The 14,962-nt window shown below is 51.3% G+C and carries 11 protein-coding genes; 4 read left to right on the forward strand and 7 right to left on the reverse strand.

Going from position 1 to position 14,962, the window contains the following annotated elements; genetic code table 11:
• Positions 1-161: 161 nt before the first annotated feature.
• From RBT11_04865 to RBT11_04895, 7 genes are all read right to left on the reverse strand, one after another.
• On the reverse strand, positions 162-1,172 hold the full coding sequence (locus tag RBT11_04865) for an energy-coupling factor ABC transporter ATP-binding protein (protein ID MDX9786078.1): 1,011 nt from the start codon (positions 1,170-1,172) through the stop codon (positions 162-164).
• Positions 1,173-1,193: 21 nt separating this feature from the next.
• Entirely contained in the window at positions 1,194-1,883 is a 690-nt protein-coding gene (locus RBT11_04870; protein MDX9786079.1) for an ABC transporter permease, read from the reverse strand.
• A 16-nt stretch (positions 1,884-1,899) separates the two neighbouring features.
• On the reverse strand, positions 1,900-2,739 hold the full coding sequence (locus RBT11_04875; protein ID MDX9786080.1) for a substrate-binding domain-containing protein: 840 nt from the start codon (positions 2,737-2,739) through the stop codon (positions 1,900-1,902).
• A gap of 182 nt (positions 2,740-2,921) precedes the next feature.
• On the reverse strand, positions 2,922-3,935 hold the full coding sequence (locus RBT11_04880) for a hypothetical protein (GenBank protein MDX9786081.1): 1,014 nt from the start codon (positions 3,933-3,935) through the stop codon (positions 2,922-2,924).
• A 21-nt stretch (positions 3,936-3,956) separates the two neighbouring features.
• Positions 3,957-4,748: a hypothetical protein gene (locus RBT11_04885; protein ID MDX9786082.1), complete on the reverse strand. Its 792-nt coding sequence runs from the start codon at positions 4,746-4,748 to the stop codon at positions 3,957-3,959.
• A gap of 17 nt (positions 4,749-4,765) precedes the next feature.
• Entirely contained in the window at positions 4,766-5,521 is a 756-nt protein-coding gene (locus RBT11_04890; GenBank protein ID MDX9786083.1) for a hypothetical protein, read from the reverse strand.
• A 17-nt stretch (positions 5,522-5,538) separates the two neighbouring features.
• On the reverse strand, positions 5,539-7,623 hold the full coding sequence (locus RBT11_04895; protein ID MDX9786084.1) for a TonB-dependent receptor: 2,085 nt from the start codon (positions 7,621-7,623) through the stop codon (positions 5,539-5,541).
• Between the two features lie 402 nt (positions 7,624-8,025).
• Here RBT11_04895 and RBT11_04900 point away from each other — a divergent pair, with 402 nt between their 5' ends.
• The 4 genes from RBT11_04900 (at position 8,026) to RBT11_04915 (ending at position 14,947) form a co-directional block, all read left to right on the forward strand.
• The gene (locus RBT11_04900) at positions 8,026-9,045 is read left to right on the forward strand and encodes an acyl-CoA thioesterase (GenBank protein MDX9786085.1); all 1,020 of its coding nucleotides are present in this window, start codon (positions 8,026-8,028) and stop codon (positions 9,043-9,045) included.
• Positions 9,046-9,569: 524 nt separating this feature from the next.
• The gene (locus RBT11_04905) at positions 9,570-9,803 is read left to right on the forward strand and encodes a DUF485 domain-containing protein (protein ID MDX9786086.1); all 234 of its coding nucleotides are present in this window, start codon (positions 9,570-9,572) and stop codon (positions 9,801-9,803) included.
• Positions 9,800-11,518 carry a cation acetate symporter gene (locus tag RBT11_04910; protein ID MDX9786087.1) on the forward strand — a complete coding sequence of 573 codons (1,719 nt, stop codon included), beginning with the start codon at positions 9,800-9,802 and terminating at the stop codon, positions 11,516-11,518. Before RBT11_04905 ends, RBT11_04910 begins: the two co-directional genes overlap by 4 nt.
• Before the next feature lie 42 nt (positions 11,519-11,560).
• Entirely contained in the window at positions 11,561-14,947 is a 3,387-nt protein-coding gene (locus RBT11_04915; GenBank protein ID MDX9786088.1) for a DUF294 nucleotidyltransferase-like domain-containing protein, read from the forward strand.
• Positions 14,948-14,962 lie beyond the last annotated feature (15 nt).

Raw genomic sequence — 14,962 nt, forward strand, 5'->3', positions numbered from 1 at the left:
TTTTTATATAGGCTACAGGGGGATCTTTTATCAAGCACTAAGGGAGATTTCAGCAGGGTAATCGCGAAGCCTCATAAGCCGTATAAGGTGAATTCGGCCTGCTATCGTATTCATCGGCGCTGAGCGATTCAAAAAATGACAACTCGCCGTAAAAACACCACTTATCGCCACGAAATACGGTTCCGGTCATAATAAACCGACACCGCTTTTCCGGGAAAAATCGCCTTTTCCCGAATTTTTTCAGGGGAGACCTTGAGGTTAAGGGCCAGGTTCCCCGCCACCATGACGACATTTATTTTTCCTGTCTTTCTTTCCAGATGCAATCGCGAGATCACACCTTGTAAAAGATGCGGCTCTTGTGCTGAGGAGAATTCATTCGACAGCATCACCGTCATCACGGCGGCGGCATCCGGATGGGGTGGTTGAGGGGTGCGTATTTCCTGGCCATCGGACAATCGTTTTCCCGTATTTCCATGGCCCAAATCCGTCCAGGGTCCGAAAACGATATTGTGATAATCCTGATCCATCACCCGACCCTTAAAAAGAGGCAACACATCATCGCAGACTTCGCTTAGCCATGGTTGATCATGGCTTGCAATCACCAAGGTGGTTCCCCACGCTTTTCTGGCATTGAAAGCCGCCTCCTTGATGAGCTGAGCGCTTGCCGCATCAATGGCGGCAGTGGGTTCGTCCAGCAGGAGGACCTTCGGTTTCAAGGCCAATCTGGCGGCCATGGCCACCCGCTGGGCCTCACCCCCGGACAGCGCGTACCAGGGCCGTTGAGCAAAACCATTATAGGAAAGTCCCACCCGCAAAAGGGCTTTTTTAACCGCTTCGGCAAAAGGTTCCTTTTCACCCCGGAGTTTCAGACCATAGGCAACATTTTTAAACACACTGCGTTTCATCAGAACGGGTTCCTGGGGAAGGAGGGTAATCTGAAACCGCGCATGACCGGAAAACGGTTCCACCGGAAAGCCGTTATATAAAATCCGGCCCGTGGTGGGTTTTTCAATAAGGCCCAGGAGTTTCAACAATGTGCTCTTCCCGCTGCCGTTGGGACCTGAAAGGCCCACGATCGCCCCTCGCAAAAGCGCCAGCCGGTCGATTTGAAGAACCGGCTTATTCCCGTAGACATGTTCCAGATCATTGATTTGGTAGATGGGGGCTGCCATTGAACCTGATTCCCAAGATTCCTACGATCGTCTGCGTAAAAATGAAACCGAAAGATTCACCCCGAAGGCAATCAAAAGCAAAATAAGCCCTAGGGCGATGCCCATGCCAAATTTGCCCTTATTGGTCTCCAGGACAATGGCGGTTGTGACGGTACGGGTGTGCCACTTGATATTGCCGCCCACCATCATGGAAATGCCCACTTCCGTCATGACCCGGCCATAAGCGGCAATAGCGCCGGCCAGAATACCGTGCCGGGCCTCCCACAGACTGCTCAAAAACAATTGTCTTCGATTGGCCCCTAACGACAGGAGGGTGATTCGGATTTTGTTATCGACGCTTTCCACGGCCGTGGCGCTTAATCCTGCCACAATGGGAAGGGCCAGAAGGGCTTGCCCCAAGGCAATGCCGGGCAATGTAAACAAAAGGCCCCAATCCCCCAGAGGCCCCCTGCGGGTGATCAAAGCATAAACCAAAAGGCCGATAAATACCGTGGGCAGGGCCATGAGGGTGTCCACCACCATCCGGATGGATTTTTTCCCTTTGAAATCAAAGTGACCCAGAAAAAATCCCATGGGAATGCCTATTGTCAGGCTGATTCCCATGGAATAGCCGGAAACCATCAGCGTCGCTTTAATAGCGGAAAATGTCTCTTCATCCGCCGAGAATATCAGAAGGATGGCCTGGTAAAACCCATCAAGGATAAAGTCCATACTCGAAAAGAATACTTTATTCGGCGTTAGGGGTAAACAGGGGTTTTCCCAGAAGTTTGAATTCCCTGATCAGCTGTTGGGCTTCTTTTCCGGTCATCCAGGTAATGAATTGCATGGCCGCTTGGTCTTTTACCTTGGGGCAATGCGCCGGGTTAACCGCTATCACGCTGTATTGATTAAAGAGCGTATAATCGCCTTCCACCAGAATGGTTAAAGGCGGACGGCCTTTCATATCGGCTTCGTATCGAATATAGGTTCCCCGGTCGGTCAGCGTATAGGCCTTTTGTTCCGCCGCCATGGTGATGGTGGTGAGCATGCCCTGACCGCATTGAATATACCAGGCTTGTTTTTCAGGAATCGTCAGTTTTGCGGAATGCCACAAAAAGCGTTCCATTTCATGGGTTCCGGAATTGTCTCCCCGGCTGACAAAAGGCGCTTTTTTTTCGGATATCGCAGTTAGTGCGTCCGCGACGGTTTTGCCTTTGACCCCCGCCGGATCGAATTCAGGGCCGATGATCACAAAATCATTATACATGACTTCGCGCCGGTCCACGCCAAAGCCCTTTTCCACGAATTTCTTTTCCTCAGACGGTGCATGCACCAGGAGCACGTCCACGTCACAGTTTTCACCCAGCTTAAGGGCCTTGCCCGTTCCCGTGGCTGTCCATCGCAGGCCAATGCCGGTGGCCTTTTCAAAGGCGGGTTTCATCGCATCCAGCAGGCCAGTATTTTCCGTACTGGTGGTGGTGGCCATCATCAGGGTTTGGGTGTTTTCAGCCTTCGCCGAAACACCAACCAGCAACAACCCAAATACGGTAACCCTAAAAATAGTTTTTCGCAGCGCCTGGGGTTTCATTTTCTTTCATTCCTTTCCTGTTGTTATACTGACAGCATCATAGAATATCAAATGATGTTTCTCGGAAACCCAAAAAAAATCATTTGTCTGACCTGACATAGCCGCGAAAGCCGTGCGACCAAGCGGCCAACGACCTTTTCCCGTTATGAATGCTATTCCATACATGTTTCCGATAAAGGGCACTAAGGGGCATTCAAACGAATTACATCTATTTTTCGCACGGCTTTAACCATTCTGTCCGCCATGAGATCATCGCGAAGCACAAGCATGAAGTATCCGTTTTGAGTTATGGGGTTTCCATCGCGCGTGTCCGCCAAAATGATCCTGTCTTCGTATGGGCTTAACACCAGTTCGCCACAGGAAATCAAAGACCGATAGCCGTCCGGAGCAGAAATAAGAAAAACCGTATTCATGTCCAAATTCGGGCTTGATGCCTGAATAAGATTCCTTAAAGGGATACCACTGAAGCTGTGAGTGCCGTGATACCCTCGCCCCTCCCCTAAAACGGAGTAAAAAAACTCAACCGGGCTGTGTCCCGGCAATTTTTCATAGGTTTTGGACACCGCTACCGCGCCTGAAACGGAAAATTTAGCGGAAAACGGGCTGGGAGATTTTTCTCCCGGCACATTGGGGCGAAGATCATGCACCATGATATTCGTAACCGCTTCAAGGCACCGGTCCGTATAAATATCACCGGTGATGACCAGCTTTGGAAAGTCAATTTTCCGATTCAGGATTGCAATCATTTCATGGTAGGCTTTTTGATCGGCAAAATGATCCATGCCTTTTCGGGGGAAAATGGGAACCGCGGCGTATGCCACCACCACCTGTTGCGGATTTTTAAAATAGATTTCCCCCCAGGACAATGCGATCTGTTTTCCGGAAGCGGTTTTTACCACAACGGCAAGATCCACGGGTTTTTTGAAATCCGTATTTTTCTTTTCAATGCCCGCTGCGTCCAGCAGTGTTTTCAAGGAAACGCCACGATAGACAAACGCACCGTGATATTTTTTGTCGGAAGTGATCTCGTTAAGCTGAACCGCTGTGGACTCAAACAGTGCAAGCTGCTTGACATTCAAGCTTAACGGGTTGTTTACAGCCCCTGAGATATGAACAGTCCCGGGGTTTCCACCAAAGGCCGGGCAAACCCACAGAACGGACAACAGCCAAACAACGCTTTTTAAGTAAGCGTTCATTTTGTAACTCCTTTCAAAAAATTATTGGGATGGCTTCCACGTATAGATCACAAAGCCTGTTAAAGAGAGAATGAGAAAGATATATGACATAAAAAACACAGCGGTTAACGGGCTTTCAACAATCACCAGGGAGATGCCGACAGGGGCGGCTTTTGCTTCGTCATATAAAAAATCCGTCAGGGTAACCCGCTTGCCGTTTGTTACAAGAGGGTTCAACATGGAAATGGCACCGGATACGATCAATTCTTCATTTTGAGTAAACGTGATAAAGGCATAATTTTTTTCCGGGTGAAAACTTTTCCGGGTCATGAGAGATCTTCGAGCCTGGTAGTCGGCTTTGAGCATGTCCATTTGATCCTTGAATTCCACATGGGAAAGCGCAACCGCATAACCGCCTTCAAAGGCGCGATGTTCTCCGGGCCAGAGGCGAATATTGCTGTGTTTACATCCCATGACCATAGCCAACCCATGACAGAGCATCACCACCGCAAACATGCCGTGGAGAACGATGAATAACCATTGTCTGGGCATTTTTTTGTTTTTCAAAACAGCGACCAACCGCAATCCCGTACAGCAAAGAAGGTTGATGAATAATACGCCGCCGATCAGACAAGTGAGGAGAAACCAGACGAGAACAACCCCGTCGTTTCCGTGAAATTTCAAGAGCCAATCCAGGGGGAGCTGCTCGCTGATCAAACGGATGCTTTTGGAATAGGGCTTTATAAAGGTGAGGGCCACCCCAAGCGATAAGAGACCGAAAAGGAAAATGAGGCTCCAGAACGTCCAAGTAACGGAAGCCAGCTTTTTGATCATATGGGTTTCACCTTTACTTAATGCATCAACAAAAGCCAGAGACTTCCCATTCCCGGCATACAACAGATGACCCAGTGAAAGGCTTTGGGAAGTTTCCACTTTCCGGGTACATGAAAGCTAAGCATAACCAGCATGAACAAGGAGGCCGCCTTTAAAAACCCCTTGCTCCAGTGCCACGTATCCCCCCACCATATCAGGCACCAGTAGGAACCCGAGCATTCGCTGATAAGAAAACAGATGGTGCCGATCAATAAAAAATTACGGCCTTTGTGAAGAAAAGCAGACGGCGGTAAATCGGTGCCGCCCTGGAAAAACCCGCTGTAAAAATGTATCGCCGCTACCAGAAAAAACGCGCCGGCGCTGATTCGAAAATTAAAAAACGTCATCACGGCAATGCGGCTGTACATATAAAAATCCGCATTTACCGTTTTTGGGAAAAAATAAAGAACGCACATCAGAAAGGCGCACAAGAGCCATAATCGCGTGGTTACCGGAGAAAGAAACCGCAAACGGTGTCGATGCCAGGATCTTTGTTCCAGAAGCGCAAGAAGGCTGATGATAAAAACACTCTGCGTGATAATTTCATAATGACCGAAAAGGGGCGGCCGGCCGGCTTCTAAAATAATCAACCCCACGCCGAAAACACTCAATGCCGTGGCCAAAAAGCCGAAGCATAAGCCTGCCCACTTTTTTTGAAAAAGCGCGGCCGTGCCGGAAATAATGAAACTGCCCGCAATCCCGTGATAAAGAATCTCAAAAGCGGAAAAACACACAACCTCACCTTAACTTGTCAGAAATCAACGACAGCGCCGATTCGGAAATTTCTTCCTCGGGCCGGAAACCCGACCTCTTCCTCATAGTTTCGATCAAAAAGATTATCCACCTCGGCAAATAGCGTGTATTTGTCTTTCAGGCTTCTTGAAATTCGTGTTTTGGCGATAAAATAGTCGTCGCTTTTTGTGATCTCATCATCCGGACTGCCGCTGGTGGGAAGACTGTCATACACTTCATCCGCGTAAATGCCCTGCATGTCCACGGAAACCAGGATAACCGGGATCATCGCATTAAATCCCACACCGAATTTGTGTTTCGGCACCCCGATCACCTTATCGGTGGCTCTCAGCCGGCTTTTGTTTTTCGCGTCATTGAACATATAATTGAAATTCATCTTGAAATAGTCACACATGACGGCGGTTAAAGACGCCTCGACTCCCTGCATGGCGACCTCTTCCACATTCATGTAAATTTCATTGCCGGAATAGCCTTCCTCGTAATAATCTCTTGAAATCCAGTCGGAAATATCGTGATAGAACCCGGAAACCTCACCCGACATTTTAGGGTTGAAACGATGGCTGACACCCAGGGTGTAATTAATAGTTTTTTCCGGTGAAAGTTCCATGTTTCCGCTGCTGGATGAGTAAAGCTGGTGAAGAGACGGAAATTGGGTCCTGCGGGCGATAGAGCCGAAAACGGACGTCTCTTCAATAGCCCATGAAAACCCGATCATGGGATTACATTCATCTTGGGTGGAAGGGGTCTTCAGGTCTGTTTTGCCGGTAAAAAGGTCATCGGCATCAAATGCGTACCCCTGGGCTTTGTCCACCTCAAACCAGTCCCAGGCAATACCGGCAAAAAGAGACAGCCCGTTTTCATAATGCAGGCCGTGTTCCGTTCCGATAGATCCGGTAAAGGATTCATACGTATTATAAGGAAGATAATCATCGTCAGCGGCATCGTGAATGTCTTTTCTGTAATGAAAGGAAACATGCCCTTCGTGAAATTCCGTCAGACTGAAATCCCCGAAAAGAGAGGTCCCCAACACCTTGTCCTTGTATGTGCTTTTTGCAATAACTGTATTGTAATCCGGCCCGTCATAAGAAACGTAAGCATCTTCGTGGTTGTGAAAAAACAGTTTTCCCCTTACGGTCAATGCATCGAAAAGGGCCTCTTTCCCGCTGAGATCAATGCCCCAGTCATCATAATCTTCATATCTGGAGAAGGTTGAAAAACCGGGAACATCGCCTTCCCTCAAGAGAATACGGTATTCATTGGTGGCGGGCGGATGCCCCAGTTCCGAATCCAGAAGGTGAAAACTGATAAAATATTCACTCCCTGCAGACGGTGTTACACCGGCTCTGGCCCATAATTTGTTTTTTTCAAAATCCGCATTCTCCCGGAATCCTCCCCCCTCATGAATACCGTCCACGTTCGGCATGAATTTTCTCGCTCGGCGCGCAATTTCAGGCTCAAAATCATCGGACAGTTTCCAGCCGTCCGATGTATCATGACTGAAACTGATCCAGTAATTAACGGCACCTATCTGATTCCCATGGGAAAATCCGGTCCGATAGGTGTTGTTCTCTCCGATTTCGCCGGTAAGATGAAAGCTCGGCTTTTCAGTTCCCTTTCGGGTGATCACATTGATGACGGCAATCTGGGCATTGGCGCCATAGAGCACCGAAGGGGCGTTTTTGGTGATCTCGATTCTGGAAATAATATCGGCAGGCACCTGGTCCAGGCTGAGCTTGCCATAATAAGTTTCATAATAGGGTATGCCGTCAATGAGAAACAGGCTCTTTTCCTGCCCGAAACCGTGAATGGAGATTTCGGGTTCATTTTTGCGCCCCCGGGTTACAACAACGCCCGGAACAAACTGTAAGGCATCTGCAACGGTTTTGCTGTTGGTGGCCATGATGTCCGCCTGCGTCAGCACATGCGAAACGGTGACATCGGCGATACTTTCCTTTTGGCCGGTCACCACGATTTCACCCAGGCTGAAGGTATCGATTGATTGAGCCGATTCTCCAGGCCGGCTGTCCACCAATAGAAACAGGAACGCACAAATAAATCCGACGGCGATTAATCGTTTGAACATGTGTTTTCTCCTTCTCTGAAATTGAACCAACAAAACAGGTTAACAAAAAGAACTTCTTTTTTCGACAATTGGTCATTATTTGTCAATTTAATTTCACTATTTCAAACATAAAAGTTTTATAATTACTTTTTACTACTTAAAATAACCATTAAAGGCATGTTGACCGCGTATCCTTTATCGGTCAACGTGTACAGGGAAAACGAATCGCCGCAGTCGGCAGCCTGAAAAAGCATGGATGGGCTCCGGCCCGATTGACAGTTGCAATAGGCCATAGGGTTCTATATAAAAAAATTAAGGCGCTACTCACTGCTCAAAGGTTACATAAAAGGGTGCTTTGAGAAGCCGCATGAAGGATTCCAACGGAATGGATGGCTTTATTTTGGCAAGGAAAGATAGAATATCATGCAAAAAAGAGAAAAAACCCCCTCGGACTCACAAAGCTATATGGCCCAAATCGTCGGCGTGGAAAGTCTGCTCGGTCAGCGAATGTTCGCCGGTGAACTGCTTCATATGATGGATTTCGCGGCGGCCGACGCGGCTATCCGCCATGCCGAAAGCACGCTCGTAACCTTGGCTTTCGACCGAATCGAGTTGCTCGATTATGTTTACCACCGGGACTATGTTCGTTACGATGCCTGCGTGATTCAGGTCGGACGGTCTTCAATCGTGGTGAGACTGGACGGTTTTGCCAAGTCCCCCACCGACATGACGATAAGGCCCGGCAACAGTGGTTTTATCACTATGGTGGCAATTGACGAAAATGGCAAACCCAACAAAAACATTCCTGCCCTTATCTACAAATCCGCCGCGGATCTGGACAAAAAACGAATGGCTGAAAAAAGAGAACGCCAGATTAGAGAAAATAAACGCGATCTGGATAAGATTGAAGCCTTGACGGCCCTGTCTTCTGCGGATCTAAAAGATTTTTTTCCCAGAGACCGCTTGTATGCGCCTGCCGATACCATCCTATCGGTTCGAAAGCGGTTTCTTCCCCGAAACACGAATAACCTCGGCATTGTGTTCGGTGGAGACACCGTTCAATTGATGGAGGAACTCGCCCTGTCAACCGCCCGGCAGTTTACGGGCAATATTCGAATGGTGACCATCGCCATGGAGGACGTTGTTTTTCTTAAACCGCTCTATGTGACCGATCTGATGGAAATGACCTCGCAGGTGGTATTCGTTGCAGGCACGACGCTCATGGTGAAAGTCACCGTAAGGGCGATGGATCTTATGGGCAAGGGGAAAAACGAAATTACCAACAGCGGCACCTTTACCGTTTTGAACTATGATGCTTCCGGCGGCAAGACCCCGATTCCAAACGGTTTGAACCTAGCAGGGACCGATTTAGCGTTCAGAAAATGCTATTTTAAGGAGCAGATGAAATACGAAAGCAGAACGGGCCTTGCCGAAAAACCGTAAATCACCCGCTGGTTCCCGAGCGACATACCCCGCCTACAGGGCGACCGCCTTGGCCCCGAGCAAGCCGATTCGAACCGCATAATGACTTTATCCAACGGCTGTGAACCCAATTCAAAACCGCCCGCGTCGGGTTCACAATGAAGCCTTCGACGTGAAATGTCGCCGAATCCATCAAGCGTCGGCACGTTTGACTGTTGCAAATGAAAATATTTTTCTATATAAAAACCCACTGTAACTGCTCAGTAGCCGGGAGACAGAATCCAGAATTCAGAATAAAAACAACTGAAAGCAGCCGGATTAATCTAGTTGATTGAAGATTCGGGCGGTTGGTGCATTATTCTGAATTCTGGCTCCTGAATTCTGTATTTCTGAGTAGTTACAACCCACTTCGACTTTTTTTTAGGCAAGTTTTTTCTTAATTTATTTAAATCTTAATCGGGAGACAGCGGTGTCGCCGATACCACGGTTCTCGGCGTCCATCTTTATCCCCTATGAGGAGAGTGTCATGTCAATGGAGGTCGCGTATGTCCGATAGCCCATCCTTCCGGTCCGTCATGCGGCGCAAAGTCCTGATCAACTTCGGACTCTTCTTCGTATTTTTCGCTTTCTACCTGCTGGCGGCGGTGATTCAGACACCGACCTTCAAGGCGGTAGCCGACCAGCCGGTGCTGAATATGCCGCTGGGTCTTTTGTTGTCGCTCCTGATCTTCCCCCTTTCCTGGCTGATCATGGCAATTTGGTTCTGGAGGTCAAAATGAAAACCGCCTGTCTTAACACCTTGCTGCTCATCCTTCTGGCACCGACTGCGGGCTTTGCCGCGGAGGCCTCGGAAACGGAGGCTACTCAGTTAAACATTCCCATCGTTATCGGTTTCATCCTTTTCTTTGTCGTGGTGAGTATCGTTATCACCTGGTGGACCAGCCGGTCGACCAAATCCGCCAGTGATTTCTATGTCGCCGGCAAGGGCGTACCCTGGATGCAGGTGGGAATCGCCATGGTCGGCAGCTACCTATCGGCCGCCAGTTTCCTCGGCTGCGCAGGGGATATCGGGGTTTTCGGCATCGATTCGATCTGGCTGTCGATCGGTTTTTTCGGCGGCTATATGGCGGTGTTGTTGCTTATCGCCGGTCCGCTGCGGAATATCGGCGCCTTCACGGTAGCCGGCGCACTTTACAGTCGCTATCCGGATGATCGCATCAAGCTGGTGGTCATGCTCTGCACCGTGGTCATCTCCACCTTTTACCTGGTGCCGCAAATGCTCGGGGCGGGGTTACTCTTCGAGCTGCTGCTTCACTGGGATTTTGTCTGGGTAACCATCGGTTTAGGCGTGTTGATGAGCATTTACATCATCTTCGGCGGAATGAAAGCGACCCTCTACAACCAGGTCATTCAAGCCCTCTTTTTGTGGGGCACCATGGTGGTGCTGGTGACCATGGCTTACTTCACCGTAGGCGAGGGCTCCTTTGACCGAATCCTCACCACGGCGCATCAAGCGGTGCCGCCGATTATTGCCGCAAAGAATCCGGCAGTCGTTGAGGCAATCAAGCACCTGCCCGCGGATCAGGCAATCGCCACCGCCCGGCAAATGCTGCCCGCAGCTGAATCGGCGATGACCATCGGCGTCAAAACCAGCAGCACACTCGCCATGGTCAGCACGGTCATTGCCCTTGTCTTCGGCACGGCCGGTCTGCCGCACATTCTCATCATGTTTTTTACCGTTCCCAGTGCCAGGGCTGCCAAAAAAAGCGTCGCCCTGTGCATCGTCGCCCTCGGCATATTCTATTTGGCCGCCATCATTCTCGGTTTCCTGCTCTTCCCCGGAATCTATTCGAAACTGGTTTCCTGGATCGCTCAGGGGCCGGTGGGCGTGGGTATGGCCAAGAACATGGCCGTTCTGGAAATTAGTCATGTCGTAGGCGGCAATTGGTTGATGGCGATCGGCGCCGCCGGTGCGGTGGCAGCCGTTCTCTCGACCTCGGCCGGGCTGATGATCACCGTCGCCTCCTCGATCAGCCAAGACCTATATAAGGTCTACATCAACCCAAAGGCCTCGGAGAAGCAGGAATTGGCTATCGCCAAGGTCACCACCCTGCTGATGTCGGCCGTCGCGGTTTCCCTGGCGGTGTTGCTTAAGCAAGAGAATATCGCCTGGCTGGTCATGCTTGCTTTCGGGATTGCCGCCAGCGCTATCTTTCCGGCGATGCTCTGCACCTTGTGGTGGAAACGAACCACCCGGCAGGCGGTCATCGCCAGCATTCTGACTGGCCTTGGCGTCTCGGTGCTTTTTATTGTCCTGCTCTTCGTCAAGGGCGCCAATTATACCCTGCTCGGACTGTCTGTGGCGGGTGGTCCCGGCCTTTTCGGCGTCGTCGCCTCCTTTATCGTTCTCCTTGTGGTGACCCAGATCACCACCGATACCGGGAAAGACCCCGAGTCCTTCATGACACTGGCCCATCGTCCGGATGTCGATTAATGACCGGCTCGATTGTCTGATAAAGAGAGGAGACAATCGGCCATGAAACAGAGCACACGGGTTGATCTGCATTGTCACTCTGTCTTCAGCGACGGCGAACTCACCCCGGAGCTGCTGGCGGCCCGGTTGGCAAAGGCAGGGGTCGAATTCGCGGCCCTGACCGATCACGATAGCACAGACGGTCTGCCCGGTTTTCACGAAGCCCTTAGGCGGCACAACATCGGTTTTGTTGCGGGGGTCGAGATCACAGCCGAGCTGAATGGCCGCGAAATCCACCTCCTTGCCTACGGCTTTGATCGTCATCACCCGGAATTATCGGCAACACTTTCCTTTCTGCGCCAGGAACGCTTGGCGCGTAAGCAAGGGCCTTTAAGACGCATGCCCTCACAATTGCCGCTGAAGTGGGGTGGGATTCCCCCACTAGGTGTCACCCCGGCAGGACGAGTTCAGGCCGGAACGGCTATCGAACTGGTGCATCGCGCCGGCGGAAAGGCCTTTCTGGCGCATCCGCATGTATATACGACGGAACCAACGGATTTAACCCGGCTCCTGACTCAATTGCAAGATTTAGACCTTGACGGGGTCGAACTGCCCGACAAGACAATTCCGGATGAAACGCGAGTGATGATTTCCGAACTTGCCGGACAGCTTGGTTTTGTGCTTACTGCAGGAACGGACTTTCATGGCTTCGACAAAGAAAAAACTGCGCTCGGGATTGATCTGGCTAACGATGTCTGGAAAAATTTCATTCACCTGATCATCACCGCACCGTCGCCCGAAACCGTGCAGCAGTCAGAGAATGCCGATGATCGTTCAAGGAAACCGCAACGCCCCCGGACGTGGTCCTTTCACCGCTTCAGTCTGGTCTTGCCGTCTTTGCTGGCCATCGTTCTTTTTATCGTAACCGTCTGGGGGATGATCCTGCCTTCCATTGAAAAACTCCTTGTCGACCGCAAGCGCGACATGATCCGCGAGCTGACCAACACCGCCACAAGCCTGCTTGCCGCAGCCAGACAGGACGAAGCGGCAGGTCTGCTCACCGGTGACCAAGCCCGGAAAAAGGCCATGGCCGATATCGCTGTTCTCCGCTACGGCAAGGAGGGCAAGGACTACTTCTGGATTCAGGACATGAAGCCGCGTATTCTCATGCATCCCTATCGCCCGGACCTCAATGGCACCGACGTAGCCGATTTCACCGATCCGCGAGGGGTCCGCATCTTCGTTGAGTTCGCCCAACTGGTACAAACCCATGGCAAGGGCTTTGTCGACTACGTCTGGCAGTGGAAGGATGATCCGACACGGCTTGCCGCAAAAGAATCCTATGTCAGCGGTTTTTCCCCCTGGGGCTGGATTATCGGCACCGGCATGTACATAGACGATGTCATAGAGGAGATTCGGCGCATCGAGCGGAGTCTGATTATTAGTCTTGCCGCCATCACCCTCCTGGTTCTGTTTCTGCTGCTGTTCAACATTCGGCAGAGCCTCGGGGTCGCAAAAAAACGCCGGGAAGCTCAAGAAGATTTGCGGGAAGCGGAAGAACGCTATCGCTCCCTGGTTGAAGCGACCACGGAAGGAACCCTTTTGGTGCTGGAAGGCCGCTGTCGCTACGGCAACCCGACCCTCCTCCGGCTGACCGGATACACAGACGAGCGGCTCGAATTGTTGAAGTTGACCGACCTTTTACCGGAATTCCCGGAAAACGAAGAGATCCTGCGCCATCTCGACCGGGAGACAGTCGAGGCCGGAAATTTTGCAGCCACGATAACCCGTGCCGGCGGAGCAACCGTGAATTGTCTTATCACGCTCAATCCGATTTCACTAGCCGACCATCGGGGAATCATCCTGCTGGTCAAGGAAGTCTTACCGGAACGGGCGGAAGCGGATTCGATTCGACGGTTAGGGCTTGCCGCAAACAATGCGGCTATCGGCATCTTCCGGGCACGGGCGGACCGACTCGGCACGATGGTCGCCATGAATAAAACCGCGCAGTCACTGCTCCACTCCGGACAAGAACCAGGAGAAGGGGGTTCCTCTCTTGCCGCCTTTTTCGATGATGATGCCGAGTATACCGGCTTTCGGAAAATCTTGCGTGGGGCAGGGGTCGTTGCCGACCATTATCATCAGCAAATACTCGCGAACGGCGGAATTCGAATTCTTTCCCTGTCCGCTATTTTGGTGCGCAGCGAGGATGCTAAGCCGGTCGCCATCGATGGCCTGATTCAGGATGCAACCGACACCATGCGTCGGGAAAAAGAAGAAAAAAAACGAGTTGAAGAGCTGAGAGCCGCCTTGGCACTTCTCTTGGCCGGCGACGGTTTCAAAGGCGCATCGACCGTGACCGTGACCGCGACCCTGAAAGACCATCGAGTCGGCCTGAGCCCCCTGCGGGCCGAGATTGCCGAAGCAACGAAACCGGCTGAAGTCTTCCTGGCCTGTGAGCAGCTTTTGCCAAAAACAGGGATGATGGCCCAAGCAGGGGTCCCCCCCCGCACCCTGACCCACATGATCTCAGCGGTCTGCGATGCGGCCACCATCCGATTCATCGAGCTGGCGATGCGGGACCTGGGACCGGCTCCTGCACCCTTCACTTTCATTGCCATGGGCAGCCAGGGGAGAAGCGAACAAACCCTCGTGACCGATCAGGACAATGCCCTCATCTATGAGCGTCCGGAGGGATTATCCGAGGAAGCGGCCGCAACATATTTTCTCGCGCTTGGCGAAAAAGTTTGTTTTTGGCTAAACCGCGCAGGCTACCCCTTCTGTAATGGCAAAGTGATGGCAAGCAACCCGCACTGGTGTAAACCTCTTTCCGTCTGGAAGGCGCATTCCGCCAATTGGATCGCAAAAGCAGAAGCAAAAGCGCTGCTTGAATTCAGCATTTGTCTCGATTTCCGGCCGATCTATGGCGAAGCCACACTGGCTCACGAACTGCGCGCCTTCATCAATCAGGTCCTGGACGAACGGCCCAGTTTTTTGCCCCACCTCGCCCGCAACGCCCTTCTGTTCAAACCGCCCTTCAGGCTGCTGGGAAAAATTATCAAAAGTGGCGGCCCACCCAGGGAGGCCGGGCAACTCAATCTCAAGGAAACCATGCTGCCGATAGTTGGGTTTGCCAGGCTCTACGCATTGCGTCACCGGATCTACCAGACCGGCACCCTGGAGCGGATTGAAGCGCTGGTTGCAAAAAACGTTCTTGAGCCTACCGAATATGAGGCGATATCCGCTGCCTACGACGTGCTGTTGCATCTGCGCCTTAAGGCCCAGCTCATAAAATCCTCAGCCGGCCAACATCCGGATAACTGCATGGCCATCGACAACATTCGCTACATGGAGGAGGCGATGGTCAAGGAGGCTTTTATTCGCATCGATGCCATTCAGAAAAAAATTATCAACGACTTCCTCGGCGGCGCGGATCGACTGAAATATTAATACGGCAACACGTTA

This window comes from Desulfobacterales bacterium, assembly GCA_034003325.1.
In the GTDB taxonomy this organism is placed as follows: Bacteria; Desulfobacterota; Desulfobacteria; order Desulfobacterales; family JAFDDL01; genus JAVEYW01.

What these genes read in the sequence shown, in the direction of transcription:
- RBT11_04865 (MDX9786078.1), bottom strand. Translation starts at nt 1,172, where the DNA reads ATGGCAGCCCCCATCTACCAAATCAATGATCTGGAACATGTCTACGGG.
- RBT11_04870 (MDX9786079.1), bottom strand. Translation starts at nt 1,883, where the DNA reads ATGGACTTTATCCTTGATGGGTTTTACCAGGCCATCCTTCTGATATTC.
- RBT11_04875 (MDX9786080.1), bottom strand. Translation starts at nt 2,739, where the DNA reads ATGAAACCCCAGGCGCTGCGAAAAACTATTTTTAGGGTTACCGTATTT.
- RBT11_04880 (MDX9786081.1), bottom strand. Translation starts at nt 3,935, where the DNA reads ATGAACGCTTACTTAAAAAGCGTTGTTTGGCTGTTGTCCGTTCTGTGG.
- RBT11_04885 (MDX9786082.1), bottom strand. Translation starts at nt 4,748, where the DNA reads ATGATCAAAAAGCTGGCTTCCGTTACTTGGACGTTCTGGAGCCTCATT.
- RBT11_04895 (MDX9786084.1), bottom strand. Translation starts at nt 7,623, where the DNA reads ATGTTCAAACGATTAATCGCCGTCGGATTTATTTGTGCGTTCCTGTTT.
- RBT11_04900 (MDX9786085.1), top strand. Translation starts at nt 8,026, where the DNA reads ATGCAAAAAAGAGAAAAAACCCCCTCGGACTCACAAAGCTATATGGCC.
- RBT11_04905 (MDX9786086.1), top strand. Translation starts at nt 9,570, where the DNA reads ATGTCCGATAGCCCATCCTTCCGGTCCGTCATGCGGCGCAAAGTCCTG.
- RBT11_04910 (MDX9786087.1), top strand. Translation starts at nt 9,800, where the DNA reads ATGAAAACCGCCTGTCTTAACACCTTGCTGCTCATCCTTCTGGCACCG.
- RBT11_04915 (MDX9786088.1), top strand. Translation starts at nt 11,561, where the DNA reads ATGAAACAGAGCACACGGGTTGATCTGCATTGTCACTCTGTCTTCAGC.